We start from the raw sequence: 17,190 nt of genomic DNA, 5'->3' as shown, positions 1-17,190 counted from the left end.
GGCCAGTATGAATTTCAAACGTCGCCGTGTACCGCTTCGTATGCCCGACGATCACGACGCCGAACGTGTACAGGACAGTGCGCGGAAACGACAGCGTGAGCGGGCCGAGCGCGTCGAAGACATGCTGGGCGACGCGGGTCGAATGCTCGGTGAGCACAAGTATCCGACGACGAGCGAGGAGTTGGCGACCGAATATGGCGACCAACCGCTCGACTTGCCGAACGAGACCGAAACGCTCGGAAGCGTCTTCGACCGACTCGTGGACGAGCGCTTCGAATCGCCAGAAGAGGCACGCGAGGCTGTGTATAACGAAATCTCGGGCGATGCCGGTGGGTTGGCGGAGTACAACGAGGAACGTGAACTACGCGAGTTGGACGACGAGGAAACGAGTTCGGAATCGAACGTCGATCAGGGGTAAACTGTCGAACGTTCCAGTTGAAACGGAGGGGTATTCGACCGTCCGGTCACGACGCTCGACGGGATGGTCGACCGAAAAATTTTGAGTAGTCCCACACGGATTCGAACCGCGGTCGTTGCCCCCAGAAGGCAACAGGATTGGCCACTACCCCATGGGACTGCTGTCGTTCAGCGACTTGGTTCGCTGAATCTGCATTCAACGGTAGCACAGTTCCGTATTTCAGTGTTTCGAACCCGGCCGAGCGTTGCATCCTGCTATCATGGACATCGATTCGGCTACGAACCTACTGGCTCGCGGCCACGAGCGACGAAATCAACGTCATTTCGATACGTTGTAACTGTTTGCTGATCGTTCCAGGAGCGACCGAGAGTTCGTCTGCTATCTCTCGATGCGTCGTTTCGCGGGGGATCTCGTAGTAGCCCTCTCGGACTGCCACTGCCAATACCTCCTGTTGGCGGCCGGTGAGCGTTGCGACCGGATCGGAAATCGATGGCAAGTACTCGCCCATCCGTTCGAGTTCGATTCCGAAGTCGGAAGGAACGTCGTTCAGTGCGGCACTCAGTGCGCGTTCCGTTCCCAAGAACGTCACCCGGACGCCGCGGTCGGTGCCGGTATCGACGAATTCGACCGGCCATTCGAGGACGATTTCGTGATCGAACAGCACACCCAACAGTGCGTCCATGAGCGGCGAGGACTCGTAGTGGGTGTACGTGATGCCGTCGCTTCCGGGTGGAACGTCGAAGTCCAATACCTCCGGCGTTTCCCGCAACAGTTCGCGTATTCGCGTTGGGTCCCCCCGAAGTCGGCTCAGCTCGGCGTACGTTCCATCACGAATCGGGTTGATATAGTAGGTCGTCTCGATGGTAACGTCCGATGCGTTTGCCACCGCATCGTCGAGCGGATGGAGGTCGCCCGCATCCCACCGAACGACGACTGTTGCATACCTCATGTCTCTCTCATCTACTTGTTCCCCGTGACGATTCGATATCGACGATCATCCCTTATAAAGACCAGTGGCATGCTAGAGAACAGAGCGACGATTCCCAGGTTCGTACACGTCGCTACGATGACAACAGATGTGCGATACGGTACGGACATGCGAGTTCTCGTAGTTGGTGGCGGAATCGCTGGGCTGACGCTGGCAGGACTGCTGGAAGGGAGAGGGTTTTCGCCCGACGTCGTGGAGAAGTCCGAAAACTACGGCGGTCTCGGCTACACGCTCAGCCTGTGGCCCGCAGGGTCGAACGTGTTGAAGGGACTCGGCAAATACGACGAACTCCTCGGGGATACCGACCAGTTCGAGGAGTACCACGTATTCAATCACAACGGAGAACAGCTACACGAGTACGATATGGAGAGTCTCGCGGACGAGTACGGTGAGACGTTCCTCGTTTGGCGACCGAATCTCATCGACGTGTTACAGACGACCGTTTCGGAGGGGACTATCAGGATGGGGACGACCGTCACGGACGTCGCCCAGCACGCCGACGGAGTAGACGTCACCTTCACCGATGGCACGACTGGAACGTACGACCTCGTCGTCGGTGCCGACGGTATTCACTCGACAGTTCGAGAACTGGTGTTCGGTGACGTGGAGTTGACCTACCACGACATGACTGGGTGGGCGTTCTGGGTCGATCCCTCGATGGCGACGACGGGCGAGGTACAGGAACATTGGGGTGCGGGACGGTTCGTCGGACTGTATCCGACGGAAGACAAGTTGGCGTGCTTCCTCGCTGCCACCGCGCCGGAAGGAACACCGGATCCGGTCGACGAGCGAATCGAGAGGATCCGAACGACTTTCGACGATATGAGCGGCCTGGTGCCGGATATTCTCGACGAGATGGACGATCCGGCGACGATGTGGCACGACGATTTCTACGACCTCCACATGGACGAGTGGACCAAGGGACGTGTCGTCCTGATCGGCGATGCCGGACATGCAATCCTGCCGACCGCTGGCGTCGGTGCGTCGATGGCGATGGAATCGGCGGCGGTTCTCGCGGACGAGTTGACTCGCACCGACTCGAAGTTTATCGAACAGGCCCTCTCCCACTACGTCTCCCGTCGCCGTGATCGGGTCGATACGGTACAGAAGAAGTCGCGTCGGATCGGTTCGTTCGTCATGGTTGAAAACCACTTCTTGGCGGGTATCCGCGATCAAGGCGTGAAGTTCTACTCCCAAGAACGGATGGAGGAGTATTTCCAGGAGTTCCTGTCGAGCGAGATATAAGATAACACCGTATCTTTGCACAAACCAGCACCTATTTCCGTCCCAATTACGCATGTTCGTGTATGTACGTCGGACGCTTCATCATCGTTGGACCGGAGACAGGCGCGTATCGAGTTTCGTCGCGGTCGTTCCCGAATCGGAAGGCAGTCGCGCGTGAGGACACCGTCACCGTCGGGCCGACCGAGGACGCGCCGGAGACGGACAACCCGTATATTTCGTACAACTGTGCTCGCGTCGTCGGCGACACGGCCGTCATCGGCAACGGGTCGCAGGTGGACCCGATCGCGGAGAAAATCGAACTCGGCTACCCGGCACGTGATGCCCTCGTCGAGTGTCTGCTCTCGCTGGACTACGAGAAGGACGACTATGACACGCCGCGAATCGCGGGTACCATCGGCGAGGAATCGTACATCGGTATCGTCCGGCGCGATGCCCTGTTGGTACGGGAAGTGACGGAGCCGACGCTCGTCGCAACCTACGAGAAGGACGCGCCGGAGTCGTTCGATTTCGAGGCTGACGACGCCGAGAGCGCGGCGAGCACCGCCTACGACCTCGACTTCGAGCATCCCGTCTGTGCGGTCGGTGTTACCCGCAACGGCGGAAACGACGGATTCGACCTCGCCGTCGAGAACGGGAATTAAGGCACCGCCGAACGTATCACCCGACATGAAAGTCGGTATTCTCTCGGACGTTCACTCGAATCGCATCGCGCTCGATGCCGTTCTCGATGATATGCCCCCCGTCGAGGCGTTGCTCTGTGCCGGTGACGTGGTCGGCTACAACCCGTGGCCCGCCGAGTGCGTCGATATCGTCCGCGACCGAGCCACGGCGTGCGTGATGGGCAATCACGACCGAGCGGTCGTCTCGGAGACGCCGTTCGCGTTCAACGGCATGGCGCAGGCTGGCGTCGAGCACGCCCGTGCCGAACTCAACGATTTGCAACGGGAGTGGCTCGCCCGCCTTCCGGATTCGCGTCTCGCGTGCGATGGCCGCGTGAGAATCGTCCACGGTCACCCGGACGACCCGGACCACTACACCTACCCCGAGGAGTTCGACGCCGACATGCTCGGCGACGAGGATGTACTCGTCATGGGTCACACGCACGTCCAGCATCACGAAACGTACGACGAGGGAATCGTGATGAACCCCGGCAGCGTCGGCCAACCGCGCGACGGCGACCCCCGCGCGGCCTACGCGGTTCTGGACCTCGACGACATGACGGTGGACGAACGACGCGTCGAGTACGACATCGGGACGGTGCAGGAGGCGGTTCGGGAAGCCGGATTGCCGAACAAGATCGGCACGCGGTTGGAACTGGGTCGATAGTCGCCGTATCGAGGTTTCGCGAGCCGTTTCCGTCGCCTCTCTACTCTTCTCGTCCGCATCGCGTCCAAAAAAGAACTGACTGTGAGTCGCTCGAAACTCGCTTACTCGATCTTCTCGTACTGCTCCGCGAGTTTGTCGGCGGCCTCGCCGAGTTGTTCGCGCTCGAACTCGGTGAGGTCCCACTCGACGACTTCCTCGACACCGTTCGTACCGAGTTTGACGGGGACACCGAGTGCGACGCCCTCGTGACCGTACTCGCCTTCGAGTTTGACGGAACCGGGGAGCACTTCGCCGGTGTCGCGGATGACGGCTTCGACCATGTGGCCGACGCCCGTCGCCGGACCCCACTGGGTCGCGCCCTTCTTCTCGATGACGTTCATCGCGCTCTCTTTGAGCTCGCCGAGGATCTCCTCTTTCTCGTCGTCCGTGAACTCGGGGTCGGCACCGTCGATGCGGACCTTCGAGAAGACCGGCACCTGTGCGTCGCCGTGCTCGCCCATGATGGTCGCTTCGACGTTCTGGACGGGCGCATCGAAGCGCTGGCTCAGCACGTAGCGGAACCGGGCGCTGTCGAGGCGGCCGCCGAAGCCGATAACTTTCTCCCGTGCTCGGTCGCCTGTCTCGTAGAGGTGACGGTTGAGCAGGTCCACCGGGTTCGAGGTGGTGATGGTGACGAAATCGTCGTCGTTGTGCTCGGCGATGGAGGATCCGATGTCCTCCATGATGGGTGCGTTGTCACCCGCGAGGTCGATACGCGTCTGTCCCGGCTGGCGCGGAATCCCGGCCGTGATGACGACGACGTCCGATCCGGCGGTGTCCTCGTAGGTGCCCTGTCGAACGGTCGTGTTCGAGTCGTAGGCGGCCCCGTGGTTCACGTCGGCGGCCTGTCCAATCGTCTTGTCTTCCATGTCCGGAATGTCCACGAAAACCAGTTCGTCCGCGACGTCACGCAGTGCGATGTTGTAGCCTGCGGCGGCTCCAACAGTGCCTGCCGCACCGACTACGCTTACTTTCACCATGTCACCTAAAAGACGCCCTGCTGTTTGGTTAAATCCTCCGGAAGCGGGATTCTTCGCGCGACCATCGATGATGTGTTTAGAGGCGTCCGCCGTTACGGACCGAATTTGAGGTTACCGCGGTTGACCGTTCGCTTCGAAACGACTCCGTTTCTGGCGAGAAACGCGAACGACGAATCGAGTCGTCTCGAACTTCGACCGGAAATGAAGGGGTTCAGGGCGCGACGCCGACCGTCAACAGGGTGCCGAACTCGCGGTAGCGTTCGACCATCGCCTCACGCGTCTCCCAGCTGTCGGTGGGAAACTCCGACGCGTCGGGAATGTCGATCTCCCGATCCGGGATGTTGTCCTGTTCGGCGACGTACAGTCCCGCGTCGCGGAATGCGTCTCGATACTCCGCAGCGCTCCAGCGTGTCATCTCGACGGCAATCGAGTCCTGCCATTCGTGGGAGTGGACGTTCTCCTCGTAGTAGTTCACCGCACAGAAGACGGTCCCACCGGGGCGCAGAATCCGCCGAACTTCCCGAAGCATCTCGTGGGGCTCGTTCGCGTAGTAGAACGCCTCCATGGTGAAGACATGGTCCACGCTGTCGTCCGCGAACGGCAGGTGGTCGAAGTCGCCGACGAGGTACGACACGGCGGAATCGTCCGTGTACCCGTACGCGTTCCGCGCCATCTCTGGCGACCCGTCGAGGCCGTACACCCGTCCCGCGCCTTTCGTTTCGCGCAGTGCGCGCCCGGCGTAGCCACTCCCACACCCCAAATCGAGTACCGTGTCACCTTCCTCGACCGGCATGCGAGCGAGCGCGTATTTCGCCGTGTGCCAGTGGCGGTCTTCCATCCCTTTGTCGCGGCCGTCCGCCGCCCAATCGTCGAACTCCTCGCGGACACTCATGCACGGGAGAACGGGCGTCCCCGACAAAACGGGTTCGGAACGTGCCGAGTTCGAGCCACATCGAGTTCGGAACGCACTGAGTCGGAAGCGTATCCACCGGAAAACACGGCGATCCGAACGGCCAGCGCTTTATTTCTCGACTCCGTTTCGAGCGATATGGTCGGTTCGAGAAAACGATACGCCTTCGCCGATACGGCCCAGCAAATCCTCGGTGGGTTTCTCCTCGCTGGTCCGTTCGTCGTCACACAGGAGGTGTGGGACGTGGCGGCGACGATGTCGCTGATGCACGCCATCGCGACCGTCTGCCTCGTCTTTGGAATCGGGTACGGTGCACTCTACAAAGCGGACCACGACCGCGACCCGGACCGCGAGGCGGACGTGGCCGGGATTCCAACCCGCTTCATCTCGCTCATGCTCGTCTCCTTCGGGTCGGTTGCTATCCTCGCAATCGTGTTCGCCGCGCCGGAGACGTTCCTCCACGACGGCCTCTTCGACGGTCACACGTCCACCGAAGTCCTGTTCACGACGGCGAAAGCCGTCAGCGTCGGGTCAGTCTTCAGCGTCGTCGGGGCGGCCACCGCCGACACCGTGTTCTGACGTCCATTCCCGCATATTTTAAGTCGGTGCCACTAGTTACCGGACCATATGGATTACCAACTCGACATCGAGAACACGCCCGATTCGATACCCGGTGGAACAGGCGTCCTTCTGCTACACCCGAGTACCGGCGAAACCGACCGAATCGACACGGATTTTCTGAAAACTGACACCGACCGCTTCCTCGTTATCTCGACACGGACCACGGCCCGCGAGGTAAAACAGAAACTCGACCACTACGACGTGGACGAGAGCAAAGCGGACATCCTCGACACCTTGAGCATCGAACGAGGCTACTCCCGCCGAAGCACGAACGACGTCCATTACGTGTCGGCCCCCGACGACCTCGAAGGCATCCTCTCGGTTACGGAAACGTTCCTGACCGAAACCGACGGCAAACGCCGTATCAGTTTCGACTCCATCACGGAGATGGCATACTACGCCGACGAACAGCGGGTGTACGAGACGGTCGAGCAAGTCCTCGGATTGCTCGAAGAAAACGACGCTGTCGGCCTGTTCCACCTCTCGAAAGGCGTCCACGACGAAGTGCAAATCGAGCGCTTCCTCGGCCTGTTCGACGCCGTCGTCGATTTGGACCGGGACGGAAACGTCGACACCGATTTCTCGAAAGTGAACTGATATCTGTCGAGTTCAGCGATATCGCCAACCCAATCCTATCTCCACTCGAAACGCTCCCCTCCTCGGGGAGCTAACGCTTTTGCCATCGGCCACCGTATGTCTCGAAAATGGGGGGAACGAGTGAGTATCGCATCGCCGTCGCCATCGCCGACCCCGCGAACGCCGCGCAGTTGACCCGAACCGCCGTCGATATCGCACGTGAACGGGACGGTGAGGTGCTCGTCCTGCGGGTACTCGTGACCGAGCGCCAATCGCCGTTCGCGCTCTACAACGACGACGTCATCATCCGCGAGTTCGGCGGGGAGGAACAGGAGATTCTCGACCGTGTGGTCGAAACTGCACGGGGTGCGGTCCCGGTCAGCGGGCAGTTGCTCGTCTCCTTCGACGTCGCTCGCGCACTCACGAACGCCGTCGTGGAATTCGACTGCGACGCGCTCATCGTCGGTTGGCAGGCGCGCGAACGGCCGAGCGAAATCGTTCTCGGGAGCAACATCGACCGACTCGTTGCCAGAACGCCGTCCGACGTTCTCGTGGAGAAAATCGGCCCTGCGGACGGCGTGGATTCGATTCTCGTCCCCGTCGCCGAAGGCCCACATGCCGAACTCGCGGCGGACGTCGCCCGTGCTATCGCGGTGGCGAACGATGCGGAAATCAACCTCCTCCGTGTCGGAACGGAGGATACGACGGCCGAGCGATTACTCGCCGGTATCGCGGCCCGCGTGGCTCCCGCGGACGTCGACCGGGAGGTTCGAACCGGATCAGTCACCGACACCGTTGTCGAGGAAGCGTCGAATCACGACATCACTATTCTCGGCTCGACGCGACAAGGGATGCTTCGACGGCAACTCGTCGGATCGGTTCCGCAAGCCGTCGGCCGACGCGCGGATACGACCGTCATCATCACTCGTCGAGAGGTCGGGATTCGGCCACGACTCACGCGATTGGTTCGTGAGACGTTGTGAGAAGTACGGAACCGAGAACAGTTCGAGATCAGATGGTCGCCAGTCCGAGGACGGCCAGCGCACCCGACAGGATGTCGCCGTAGCCCAACGCGACGACGAGTCCGACGAACAGCGGGACGATGAACGGGATTCCCGGCGACACCCACATCTCGTCCTTCGTCACCAGCACCTCCAACCCGTCGCGGAGCTTTTTCGGCGTCGTCCCGTAGGCACCGTGGTCGATGCTGTCGAGGAAGTGGGCGGCACCCCACGGGTCCTCGTAGCCCCCCGATTCGACTGTCCGTTCGCGTTCGATCACCGTCCCGCCGTCGGTCACCATGCCGTCTGTTGGCGGGTTCGATTCCGCGGGCAGGCTTGCCGGGTCACGCAGGTCGTTCGCTCCGTTCCTGAGGTCGGCTAGCGTCGCCCCGCGCCACCGTAGATACATCCGAATCGCGTCCAAATCCACGCCGTTGCGGGTCACCTCGTCCGGTGTCTCCAACAATCGGCCGTGGGCCGTCGGAATCTCGTCCCAGTCCACGACTCGACCGACGAACATCACAGACGAAAGTCGCCCGGTCGCCAAATTGGTTACGAACAGCGCGGCCGGATACAGCGCCCCCAGCAACACCGTATTCGTCAGGATCGTCAACGAGAATACGCCGAGGACGGTTCCCTGCATGGGATACGATTGACTGCCGAGATAGTACGTCGGATAGGACGGAAACAGGGCGGCGACCACGAGAAACGCCTTCATATCCGCGCCGCCGAAGGCTCGGAACCACCAGAAGGCGACGACGAGCGGCGCGACGAACCCGAGACTCACCGCGACGTGAAAGAGGAACAGTTTTCGTTGAAATGGCGACGAACCCATCGCGGTCACCCCGTCCCAGACGAGCAACACGGCGGCGAGCGCTGCGAGCGGATACCACGTCTTGTTGGGTACCCGCCGCGTCTTCACGTCACGCCACGCGGCCCATCCGAAGACGGGGACGGCGAGCAGTCGAAGGAGATCGGGAATCGAAGTATGCACCAAACGGTAGCCCTCCTTGAGATGTTTTAGCTGTTACGGTATATTTGAAGGAAATTGAATATTTCCCACTAATTTTATTTTGTCTTGGTTTGTTCGAGTATCCTATGAGTACAGGGGACGTCTCCCTCGTAAAAATACGGGGCGCTGCTTTCATCCCATCCACCTGGCTTTCACGCCCGAGCGAGGGCGACGGGATGCTCGAATTCAAAGGTGACGACCGTGAATTCACGCCACACGCCGTCAACACCGGTCGGTGCCGCGTCGAACAGGAAGCCGTGGTCGATTTCACAAACGGAACGCTCCTCTCGTTCGCCGACGCCGGACAATCGGTAGAGCGCATCACCTACCCTGACGGAACCGAAGACCGACGAAGCGGGAAAGCGTCGGCGGGAGGAATCTTCTGCACCGACCCGCAGTGGCACGACGATTACGTCGAGTTCGACATGCACGCGAGCGCGAGCAACCCGCTCCGTGCACACGCCGATCCGGTCGATTATCACCTCGAAGCCGTCGTGTGGAACGACGGAGCCGTATACGTTCACGGGCATCACGACGGCTTCCCGTGTTTCGAGTTCTACGTGCAGACCGACTTCGGCGAGTTCCGACCGCTATATCGCCACGACTATCGGGAGACGGGCGATGAACCCCTCGCGCTGGCTGGACCGATGGAGTACGAGTTCGAACGCAGTCTCTGAGACGCGTCGCTCTCGAATATTGCCTAAAAAACCCCCTCCCGAACTCCGTTCGTTTATATGACGCGGTTCTGCAGGTAGTCGAGGTGCTTTGCGTTGTAGACGATTTTGACCTCGTCCGTTGCCGGGCTACCGATGCAGGTCAGGCGAACGTTCTTGTCTTCGACTTCCTCGTCGCTGAGGATCTGCTGCATGTCCATGTCGATCTCGCCCTCTTTGATGATGGACGCGCAGTTCGCACAGGCACCGGCGCGGCACGAGAAGGGCCAGTCGTAGCCCTGTGCCTCGGCGGATTCGAGGATGTATTCGCCCTGGTTGACTTCGAGCGTGCCGTAGTCTTCTTCGTCGAAGCCAGCGTCGGCGGCCTTTTCGAACAGGTCGTCATCGTTAATATCCCAGCCCTGGTCGTCCAGCACTTCGTAGTTGAGGTATTCTACGGTAGGCATCACTCGGGGTTTGGTCGGCGGTATGGTTAGTAGTTGTTGTTTCGTCTGCTTGTGGTGATAAATCAGGAACGATTCGTTCAACTCCCGAATTCCCTACAATCAGCTCGGCGAGAGGGGAACGATAACGAACAGGAGATACGACGCGACGGCCGAGATGGACGGCGTCAATATCCAGAGGACGATGACGCGGCCGGTCGTCGATGGATCGAACAAGTCCCGCGCCTTCAACGTCTCCGGCTCCTCTTCGCCTATCTTCGCCACTTCCTTCTGTTCTTCGGGAAGCACGTTGACCGTCATCTCCTTGCGTTTCTCCCCGTCGTCGCCCCGCACTGCGGCGGTAGCCGCATCGGAGATTCGCACCGTCCGCGTCGCTCGCCCCCAGCCGAGCCCGACGATACACATCGTGGCGCTCACTGCGAGGCTGGCGGGAATACCGATCGCCGAGAGGAACGTGATGAGACTCGCGCTGACGATTTCGACGATGAGTGCCGCCAGCAGGGGCAGGTCGGTCAGGTCGTTCCCGACCGTATCGAGCGTTCTCCGTGCGATAGTGAACGCACCGAGTGCGATTGCGGCACCCGCGAGCAGGACGCCTTGACTCCCGGTGATGTCGCCGCTTCCGACGAGCGGTGCGACCGCGTTGGCGACGTTCGATGCGCCCGCCGAGAACGCCATGTAACAGCCGATGCCGACGACGAGGATCGTCACCATGACCTCCTTCGTCGTCGCGTTCGAGGAGACCGTCGGATACGGTACCGAGCCGACGCGGTTGAACTCGAACAACGGCTCCTCCGACTGTTCGAGTTTGAACCACACGTCGAGGTACGGATACAGATAGCGACCGATGACGGCACAGATCCAGAAGGCCGTAATCGGCGCGAGAAGCCACGCCGAGACGATTCGGAACATAACCCCCTGGTTGAGGGTTCCGGTCGCCGCTCCGAGCCCTGCGATCGCTCCGACGGCCGTCATCGAAGTGGACGCGGGAACGCCGAAGAGGTTCGAGATGAGGAGGGCCAATCCGACGAAGAAGAGGACGCCGACGCTGGCAACGATTGTAAACCGTAAATCGACGATATCGCTGCTCATCGTTTTGATAACGTTTCGTCCGACTGTCCAGCCACCGAGGACCGCGAACGCCGTCATCAATGTGGCTGCACCGAGTTTCGAGACGGTCTTGCTCCCCACCGCAGGGCCGAACGCCACACCGGTCGAAGAACCACCGATATTAAATCCAACAAACGCCGCGACGGCAAGACCGACGAGTAGCAGAATTTCGACCATACTCTTACATTCGTCCCTACGTCTTAAACGGTACCGACTCGGTTGGGTTTAGGGGCCACCCCACCTAAAGCAGAGTATGTTCCCGACGTTCGAAGTCATCCCTGCCGTCGATATGCAGGATGGAGAAGTGGTACAACTCGTCCAGGGCGAAAAAGGCACGGAAACGACCTACGGCGACCCCGTGGACGCCGCGCAGAAGTGGGTCGAAGGCGGTGCGGAAACGCTCCACCTCGTCGATCTGGACGGCGCGTTCGAAGGTGAGCGCAAGAACGCCACCGCGGTCGATGCGATTTTGGACGCCGTCGATGTCGAGGTACAACTCGGCGGCGGTATTCGAAGGGCAACCGACGCGATCGATCTCCTCTCGCGCGGCGTTGATCGCGTCATCCTCGGTACCGCCGCCATCGAAAACCCGGATATCGTCTCGGAGATCAGCGAGTCGTACCCCGGTTCCGTGATGGTAAGCCTCGACGCGAAGGACGGCGAGGTCCTCGTCTCCGGGTGGACGGAATCGACGGGACTCGACCCGGCAGAGGCGGCGACTCGGTACGAAGAACTCGGCGCTGGTGCGATTCTGTTTACCGATGTCGATGTCGAAGGACAAATGGAGGGCGTCCAGACCGACCCCGTTCGGCAGGTCGCCGAAGCGGTCGAGATTCCAGTCGTCGCGAGCGGCGGGGTCGCGTCCGTGGACGACGTTCGAACGCTTCGGGATGTGGGAGCGAGCGCTGTCGTCGTCGGGAGCGCCCTCTATCGTGGAGAGTTCTCACTATCGGACGCGAAGCGTGCGCTCGACTAACGAATATCGTCGAGTCTAACGGGTTTCTCCAGCAAGTCCTTTGAGGGCGTCGGGTGCGTCCCCGAGGCGTGGCTCCGCAAGCCCGTAGGAACCGAGGGCGGCCATCGGTGCGCCGAGGGCCAGGCCGGGCACCGTTCCACAGAGGAGGATGCCGACGGCGACCAACAGGACGCTGAGCATATCTCGCTTTAGCACGAATAAACATATGAGCGCGGGGTAAATATATTTGCGTCAGACATATGTCTGTCTTCCAGAGTGGTTTCGCTGATTTACCACGAGCGGAATTCCCTTGTAGCCACGGCCAAATCACATAGGTATGAGCGACCGAACCGCCGCCGTGACCCGTGAGACGGCGGAAACGACCATCGAAATCACGCTCGACGTGGACGGCGACGGCGACTCCACCGTCGAGACGGGAATCGGCTTCTTCGACCACATGCTCGATAGCTTCGCCCGCCACGGTCTGTTCGACCTGACGGTTCGCGCCGACGGCGACCTCCACATCGACGATCATCACACCGTCGAGGACGTGGCCATCACCCTCGGCGAGGCGTTCGACGAGGCGCTCGGTGACCGACGAGCGATCCGGCGCTTCGCCGACCGGAAGGTTCCGTTGGACGAGGCCGTCGGCGACATCGTCGTGGACGTGAGCGGCCGTCCTCTCTTCCGATTCGACGGTGAGTTCTCACAGGAGCGCGTCGGCGACATGACTAGCCACATGGCGAAACACTTCCTCCGCTCGCTGGCGATGAACGCCGGATTGACGCTCCACGCGGGCGTCTACGGCGAGAACGCCCATCACGAAATCGAGGCCCTGTTCAAGGCCACCGCACGGGCGCTGGACGACGCGACGCAAATCGACGAGCGACGGAGCGACGTGGCGAGTACGAAGGAGAGTCTGTAGCTACGGGAACATCCGCCGAAACACGCCCGGATAGTTCACCACTACCCCGTCGGAATCGACGGGTAGGTCGGCGGTAAATCCGCTTTTCAAACTCTCGTAGCGATACATTCCACCTGACGAACCGAGCGGCTCCAAACAGGTGTATCGCTGTTCGACCGGCGTCGCCGTCATCGATGGCACGTCGAGATAGACGACGGAAATCGTCTCGGACTCGCCGGAACCCAACCCGAGTCGGCGAATGGGAATCGTGTTGGTGAACGGCGTCGCCGAGATATCCACGTCACGGCATCCTGCGAGCTCCAGTGCCCGAGTGCCGTCCTTCGTCCAGTTTCCGTCCCCGTCGTGGTCCAGTTCGATTCCCGACCCTGTCCCGAGCGGATCGGTTTCGATCCGTCGAACCGCTCCCGACCCGTCACACTCCACACGATACCGTATCCGAAACGGTTTCTCGTCCCTGATTCCGACGACGACGCCGTCAGCATTGATGTGGTCGAACTCGACGGTGAGGTGTTCCGTACTGACCCCGTCTCCTGCCTCCCAAACCACGTTCCGTTGCATAGTTTTCGGTCGAAGTGTGATTCGATAAACACTCGCTTTCGACCCCAACAGGACTAAATCGTCGGGCACGTCTATTCGACAAGGATGTTCGACAGAATCATGCAGAAGTTCGAGGGCAGTCCGAGCCAGCAACAGGTCATTCGGCTTCTCCTCGAACGCGGGTTCTCGGTCAGCGACGAGGGACGGGTGGTCTCGGGCAGTATCGAGATTCCGAACACGCAGATAGCGCGCGAAATCGGGGTGGACCGTCGCGTCGTCGATTCGACAACGGACGCGATTCTCAAGGACGAGGAACTGCGCCGTATCTTCCAGAACATCTCCTCGATTCCGAGCCTGATGGATTTGGCCCCCGTACTCGACCTATCGGTGCTGACGATCGACGTGCGGAACGCCGACGAACCGGGCATCGTGGCGACCGTCACGTCCCTGCTGGCGGATAACGACATCTCCATCCGCCAGACGATCAGCGAGGACCCGGAATTCACCGACGACCCGCGCCTCTATCTCGTCACGGACGAGGACGTGCCGGGCGACGTGCTCAACCAACTGAAGAACTTGGAGTTCGTGCATCAGATCCAACTGAGCTGAGACGTTTCGGACACTGGAACACCGCGAACGGAAATCTGTTCGATGGGGAGATAGAAATAGGACCGACGTGAACTCGGCAGCATGAATCGACCGGACGAAGGCACGGAAAACGAGTGGGACACGACCGATTACGACGAGGGCCACTCCTTCGTCTTCGAGTACGGCGAGGGCGTCGTCGATCTCCTCGAACCGAAGACCGGCGAGCGCGTCCTCGACCTCGGATGCGGAACCGGCCATCTGGCCGATCGAATCGCCAGTTCCGGGGCGGACGTCGTCGGTCTCGATTCCTCCGCGGAGATGATATCGGAGGCACGCGAGAGCTATCCGGAGTGCCGGTTCGTCCACGGGGATGCACGCGATTTCTCGTTCTCGGAGCCGTTCGACGCCGTGTTCTCGAACGCGGCGCTCCACTGGGTCTCCGAGCAGGACGCCGTCCTTGACTCCATCACCGACACGCTCCGACCTGACGGTCGGTTCGTCGCCGAACTCGGTGGAACCGGGAACGTCGCTACCATCCTCGATGCAGTACGGGACGTCGCTACTGACCGTGGCTACGATATCGAGAATCCGTGGTACTTCCCGAGCGTCGGCGAATACACCACGAACCTCGAAGCACACGGCTTCGAGGTTCGCTACGCGACCCTGTTCGACCGTCCAACGGAACTCGACGGCGGTCCGGATGGACTGTCGTCGTGGCTCGAGATGTTCGGTGACGGGCTCTTGGCCCCGGTTCCGGACGACGAACAGCGCGCGGTCGTTTCCGCCGTGGAGGACCGTCTCCGCGATGACCTGTTCGAGGACGGGACGTGGACCGCGGATTATCGCCGACTTCGCGTCGTCGCCGTCAATAAACCCGAGTGAGCACCGTGTGCATGCGAGCCGAAATCGTCCCCTCCGCAACGAAATCCACGCCTTTTCGGTGTCGCCCATCGAACCGGTGAACGATGGCTGGCACGACGTACCGGACCGTGGCAGGTCGAGGGGAGTCGGCGTTCGAAGTCCGTGGCTCGGAGTTCATCGGCTACGTGGCACCCGTGGACAGCGTCGAATCGGCCGAATCGTTCATCGAGGAAATCGGGGAACTACACGCCGACGCGACTCACAACGTGCCAGCGTACCGCGTTCAAGGTGGGAACGATTCCGGCGACGGATCGGACGACCTCGGCGGGTTCGTTCGGGAATGGTCGAGCGACGACGGCGAACCGACCAGCAGTGCGGGGAAACCCGCCTTGAACGTCCTCCACCAACGCGATATCGAGAACGTGGTCGCCGTCGTCACGCGCTACTACGGCGGGACGAACCTCGGCGTCGGCGGCCTCGTTCGGGCCTATTCCCGCGCCGTCAAGGAAGCGGTGGACGACGCCGGAGTCGTCGAGGAACGCCCACACCGCCGTCTCGATATCTCGGTCGAATACGACGACTCGGGTACCGTCCGCGGTATTTTGGAGAGCGAAGGCGTCGAATTCGACGCCGAGTACGACGAGTCCGTCGGGTTTTCCGTTCGAGTTCCCGTCGAGGAAAGTGACGCGCTGTGTGACCGACTGCGAAGCGCGACGAGCGGTCGGGCCGACATTCGACCCGACACCTGATCGTCATCCGACTTTCGATCAGAAAACCGCGTTGGCCGCGCTGAACGCACCGTAACCCACGCCGAGCGCGAGCGCGAGCGAGAGCACCCACGCGAGGACGGTGTACACCATCTTCTTTCCGCTGACGCCGCCACCGCTCGCGGCGAAGCCGCTGCCGATGATCGTGCTGACGATGATTTCGTTGAACGAGACGGGAATGCCGAAGAAGACGGCACTCTGTGCGATGGCGAACGCCGGAATGAGTGCGGCTATCGATCGCCGCGGCCCCAGCGCCGAGTAGTCCTGTGCGAGCGCCTTTATCATCCGGGGCGCGCCCGTCCACGACCCGGCGAGCAGGCCGAGTCCGCCGCCGACGAGCACCGGAACCAGCGGAATCGAGTACGGGTCCAACAGCGGGAGCAGCGGCCCGATGGCGAGTCCGACCTGACTCCCACCTGCGGAGAACGCCACGAGGCCCCCAAGTGCGAGCAGGAATCGACGCTGTCCGCGGTTCAGGTCCGAACTCAGTTCGCGTCGGAGTGCGAGGGCGACCAGTCCGCCGAGGACGAGCGACGAGAGGACGATTCCGACATCAATGCCACCGACGGTCGGAAGCTGGAGATGCATGCTGACTGCTTGGGCGATCGAGTCGCTTTCGCCCGGCGGGCCGAGGAAGACGAATCCGACGTTGGCGATGATGAGGCCGACGACCCCTCCTAAAAGCGGAATCGAAACCGTCTCCGAGACGTCCTCACGTCGGAGCACGCGAGCGGTCGCGTAGGCGATTCCCCCGCCGACGAACGGCGTGAGTATCCAGAGGGAAACTATCTGTTGGTACTTCGGCCACGCCGGGACGCCGCCGAGTGCCAACCCGACGCCGACGATTGCGCCAGTGACGGTGAACGCGGTGGCGATCGGATAGCCGGTGAACACGCCGATTGCGACCAGAATCGCCGCCGTCAGCAGTCCCGTCGTCGCGGCGAGCGGCGACAGCTGTACGCCGTGAATCAGTTGCCTCCCAACCGCTTGGGAGACGTTTGCGCCTTGTAGCGCCGCCCCCAGAAACCCGAGAATGCCGACGAGAAACCCCGCACGCATTACGGAGAGGGCGTTCGCACCGACTGCCGGGGCGAACGGGGTCGAGCCGCTCGACCCCGCTCCGATGGCCCACGCCATGAATAGACTCGCGACCCCGGCGATAACGACCGTCAGCAACCCTCCAGCCATATCTATCCGATATAGCGTCTCGCGTC

At 61.3% G+C, this 17,190-nt stretch carries 22 protein-coding genes and 1 tRNA gene; 13 read left to right on the top strand and 10 right to left on the bottom strand.

Annotated features, from left to right (window positions below; translation table 11 throughout):
• The first annotated feature begins 40 nt into the window (after nucleotides 1–40).
• Nucleotides 41–418 carry a hypothetical protein gene (locus NKF26_RS00305; RefSeq protein ID WP_253224764.1) on the top strand — a complete coding sequence of 126 codons (378 nt, stop codon included), beginning with the start codon at nucleotides 41–43 and terminating at the stop codon, nucleotides 416–418.
• Nucleotides 419–504: 86 nt separating this feature from the next.
• Here NKF26_RS00305 and NKF26_RS00300 read toward each other — a convergent pair.
• Both NKF26_RS00300 and NKF26_RS00295 read right to left on the bottom strand, forming a co-directional pair.
• Nucleotides 505–577 (bottom strand) — tRNA-Gln (locus tag NKF26_RS00300).
• A gap of 124 nt (nucleotides 578–701) precedes the next feature.
• Nucleotides 702–1,367 carry a helix-turn-helix domain-containing protein gene (locus NKF26_RS00295; protein ID WP_253224763.1) on the bottom strand — a complete coding sequence of 222 codons (666 nt, stop codon included), beginning with the start codon at nucleotides 1,365–1,367 and terminating at the stop codon, nucleotides 702–704.
• Nucleotides 1,368–1,484: 117 nt separating this feature from the next.
• On the opposite strand from NKF26_RS00295, the gene NKF26_RS00290 reads away from it, so the two are divergent.
• From NKF26_RS00290 to NKF26_RS00280, 3 genes are all read left to right on the top strand, one after another.
• Nucleotides 1,485–2,651 (top strand): FAD-dependent monooxygenase, encoded by a 1,167-nt coding sequence (locus tag NKF26_RS00290; protein WP_253224762.1) that lies wholly within the window; start codon nucleotides 1,485–1,487, stop codon nucleotides 2,649–2,651.
• A gap of 62 nt (nucleotides 2,652–2,713) precedes the next feature.
• Nucleotides 2,714–3,292: an IMP cyclohydrolase gene (locus NKF26_RS00285; protein WP_253224761.1), complete on the top strand. Its 579-nt coding sequence runs from the start codon at nucleotides 2,714–2,716 to the stop codon at nucleotides 3,290–3,292.
• Nucleotides 3,293–3,317: 25 nt separating this feature from the next.
• The gene (locus tag NKF26_RS00280; protein WP_253224760.1) at nucleotides 3,318–3,977 is read left to right on the top strand and encodes a metallophosphoesterase; all 660 of its coding nucleotides are present in this window, start codon (nucleotides 3,318–3,320) and stop codon (nucleotides 3,975–3,977) included.
• A gap of 101 nt (nucleotides 3,978–4,078) precedes the next feature.
• Here NKF26_RS00280 and mdh read toward each other — a convergent pair whose 3' ends face one another.
• Nucleotides 4,079–4,996: a malate dehydrogenase gene (mdh, locus tag NKF26_RS00275; protein ID WP_066139714.1), complete on the bottom strand. Its 918-nt coding sequence runs from the start codon at nucleotides 4,994–4,996 to the stop codon at nucleotides 4,079–4,081.
• 211 nt (nucleotides 4,997–5,207) lie between these two features.
• Nucleotides 5,208–5,888 carry a class I SAM-dependent methyltransferase gene (locus tag NKF26_RS00270; protein ID WP_253224759.1) on the bottom strand — a complete coding sequence of 227 codons (681 nt, stop codon included), beginning with the start codon at nucleotides 5,886–5,888 and terminating at the stop codon, nucleotides 5,208–5,210.
• A 156-nt stretch (nucleotides 5,889–6,044) separates the two neighbouring features.
• Here NKF26_RS00270 and NKF26_RS00265 point away from each other — a divergent pair, with 156 nt between their 5' ends.
• The 3 genes from NKF26_RS00265 to NKF26_RS00255 all read left to right on the top strand — a co-directional run bounded on the left by NKF26_RS00265 (nucleotide 6,045) and on the right by NKF26_RS00255 (nucleotide 8,086).
• Nucleotides 6,045–6,485, top strand: a complete 441-nt coding sequence (locus tag NKF26_RS00265; protein ID WP_253224758.1) for a DUF2391 family protein — start codon at nucleotides 6,045–6,047, stop codon at nucleotides 6,483–6,485.
• A 48-nt stretch (nucleotides 6,486–6,533) separates the two neighbouring features.
• Nucleotides 6,534–7,124, top strand: a complete 591-nt coding sequence (locus tag NKF26_RS00260) for a hypothetical protein (RefSeq protein ID WP_253224757.1) — start codon at nucleotides 6,534–6,536, stop codon at nucleotides 7,122–7,124.
• 107 nt (nucleotides 7,125–7,231) lie between these two features.
• The gene (locus NKF26_RS00255; RefSeq protein WP_253224756.1) at nucleotides 7,232–8,086 is read left to right on the top strand and encodes a universal stress protein; all 855 of its coding nucleotides are present in this window, start codon (nucleotides 7,232–7,234) and stop codon (nucleotides 8,084–8,086) included.
• Between the two features lie 28 nt (nucleotides 8,087–8,114).
• On the opposite strand, the gene NKF26_RS00250 is transcribed toward NKF26_RS00255, so the two are convergent.
• Nucleotides 8,115–9,098 carry an A24 family peptidase C-terminal domain-containing protein gene (locus NKF26_RS00250; RefSeq protein ID WP_253224755.1) on the bottom strand — a complete coding sequence of 328 codons (984 nt, stop codon included), beginning with the start codon at nucleotides 9,096–9,098 and terminating at the stop codon, nucleotides 8,115–8,117.
• A gap of 104 nt (nucleotides 9,099–9,202) precedes the next feature.
• Here NKF26_RS00250 and NKF26_RS00245 point away from each other — a divergent pair, with 104 nt between their 5' ends.
• On the top strand, nucleotides 9,203–9,793 hold the full coding sequence (locus tag NKF26_RS00245; protein ID WP_253224754.1) for a DUF3238 domain-containing protein: 591 nt from the start codon (nucleotides 9,203–9,205) through the stop codon (nucleotides 9,791–9,793).
• A gap of 53 nt (nucleotides 9,794–9,846) precedes the next feature.
• On the opposite strand, the gene fer is transcribed toward NKF26_RS00245, so the two are convergent.
• Together fer and NKF26_RS00235 are read right to left on the bottom strand one after the other, a co-directional pair.
• A complete protein-coding gene (gene fer / locus NKF26_RS00240; protein ID WP_253224753.1) occupies nucleotides 9,847–10,236 on the bottom strand; it encodes a ferredoxin Fer in 390 nt (129 codons plus the stop codon).
• Between the two features lie 99 nt (nucleotides 10,237–10,335).
• Entirely contained in the window at nucleotides 10,336–11,520 is a 1,185-nt protein-coding gene (locus NKF26_RS00235; RefSeq protein ID WP_066139695.1) for an inorganic phosphate transporter, read from the bottom strand.
• Nucleotides 11,521–11,596: 76 nt separating this feature from the next.
• Between NKF26_RS00235 and hisA the strand changes: the two genes are divergently transcribed.
• Entirely contained in the window at nucleotides 11,597–12,319 is a 723-nt protein-coding gene (gene hisA, locus NKF26_RS00230; RefSeq protein WP_253224752.1) for a 1-(5-phosphoribosyl)-5-[(5-phosphoribosylamino)methylideneamino]imidazole-4-carboxamide isomerase, read from the top strand.
• A gap of 15 nt (nucleotides 12,320–12,334) precedes the next feature.
• On the opposite strand, the gene NKF26_RS00225 is transcribed toward hisA, so the two are convergent.
• Entirely contained in the window at nucleotides 12,335–12,514 is a 180-nt protein-coding gene (locus tag NKF26_RS00225; RefSeq protein WP_253224751.1) for a hypothetical protein, read from the bottom strand.
• Nucleotides 12,515–12,635: 121 nt separating this feature from the next.
• Between NKF26_RS00225 and hisB the strand changes: the two genes are divergently transcribed.
• The gene (gene hisB, locus NKF26_RS00220) at nucleotides 12,636–13,223 is read left to right on the top strand and encodes an imidazoleglycerol-phosphate dehydratase HisB (RefSeq protein ID WP_253224750.1); all 588 of its coding nucleotides are present in this window, start codon (nucleotides 12,636–12,638) and stop codon (nucleotides 13,221–13,223) included.
• Here hisB and NKF26_RS00215 read toward each other — a convergent pair whose 3' ends face one another.
• On the bottom strand, nucleotides 13,224–13,781 hold the full coding sequence (locus NKF26_RS00215; RefSeq protein WP_253224749.1) for a putative glycolipid-binding domain-containing protein: 558 nt from the start codon (nucleotides 13,779–13,781) through the stop codon (nucleotides 13,224–13,226).
• Nucleotides 13,782–13,865: 84 nt separating this feature from the next.
• On the opposite strand from NKF26_RS00215, the gene NKF26_RS00210 reads away from it, so the two are divergent.
• The 3 genes from NKF26_RS00210 to NKF26_RS00200 all read left to right on the top strand — a co-directional run bounded on the left by NKF26_RS00210 (nucleotide 13,866) and on the right by NKF26_RS00200 (nucleotide 15,958).
• Nucleotides 13,866–14,369, top strand: coding sequence for an ACT domain-containing protein (locus NKF26_RS00210; RefSeq protein WP_253224748.1), 504 nt, complete (start codon nucleotides 13,866–13,868; stop codon nucleotides 14,367–14,369).
• Between the two features lie 81 nt (nucleotides 14,370–14,450).
• A complete protein-coding gene (locus NKF26_RS00205) occupies nucleotides 14,451–15,230 on the top strand; it encodes a trans-aconitate 2-methyltransferase (RefSeq protein WP_253233887.1) in 780 nt (259 codons plus the stop codon).
• 83 nt (nucleotides 15,231–15,313) lie between these two features.
• Nucleotides 15,314–15,958, top strand: coding sequence for a YigZ family protein (locus tag NKF26_RS00200; RefSeq protein ID WP_253233886.1), 645 nt, complete (start codon nucleotides 15,314–15,316; stop codon nucleotides 15,956–15,958).
• Between the two features lie 18 nt (nucleotides 15,959–15,976).
• Here the strand turns inward: NKF26_RS00200 and NKF26_RS00195 are convergent, their stop codons facing one another.
• The gene (locus NKF26_RS00195; protein WP_253224745.1) at nucleotides 15,977–17,164 is read right to left on the bottom strand and encodes an inorganic phosphate transporter; all 1,188 of its coding nucleotides are present in this window, start codon (nucleotides 17,162–17,164) and stop codon (nucleotides 15,977–15,979) included.
• Nucleotides 17,165–17,190 lie beyond the last annotated feature (26 nt).

The sequence above is a fragment of the Haladaptatus sp. AB618 genome (assembly GCF_024136965.1).
GTDB lineage: Archaea > Halobacteriota > Halobacteria > Halobacteriales > Haladaptataceae > Haladaptatus.
The sequence above is the reverse complement of the archived record's forward strand: the minus strand, read 5'-3'. Positions and strand labels throughout refer to the sequence as shown.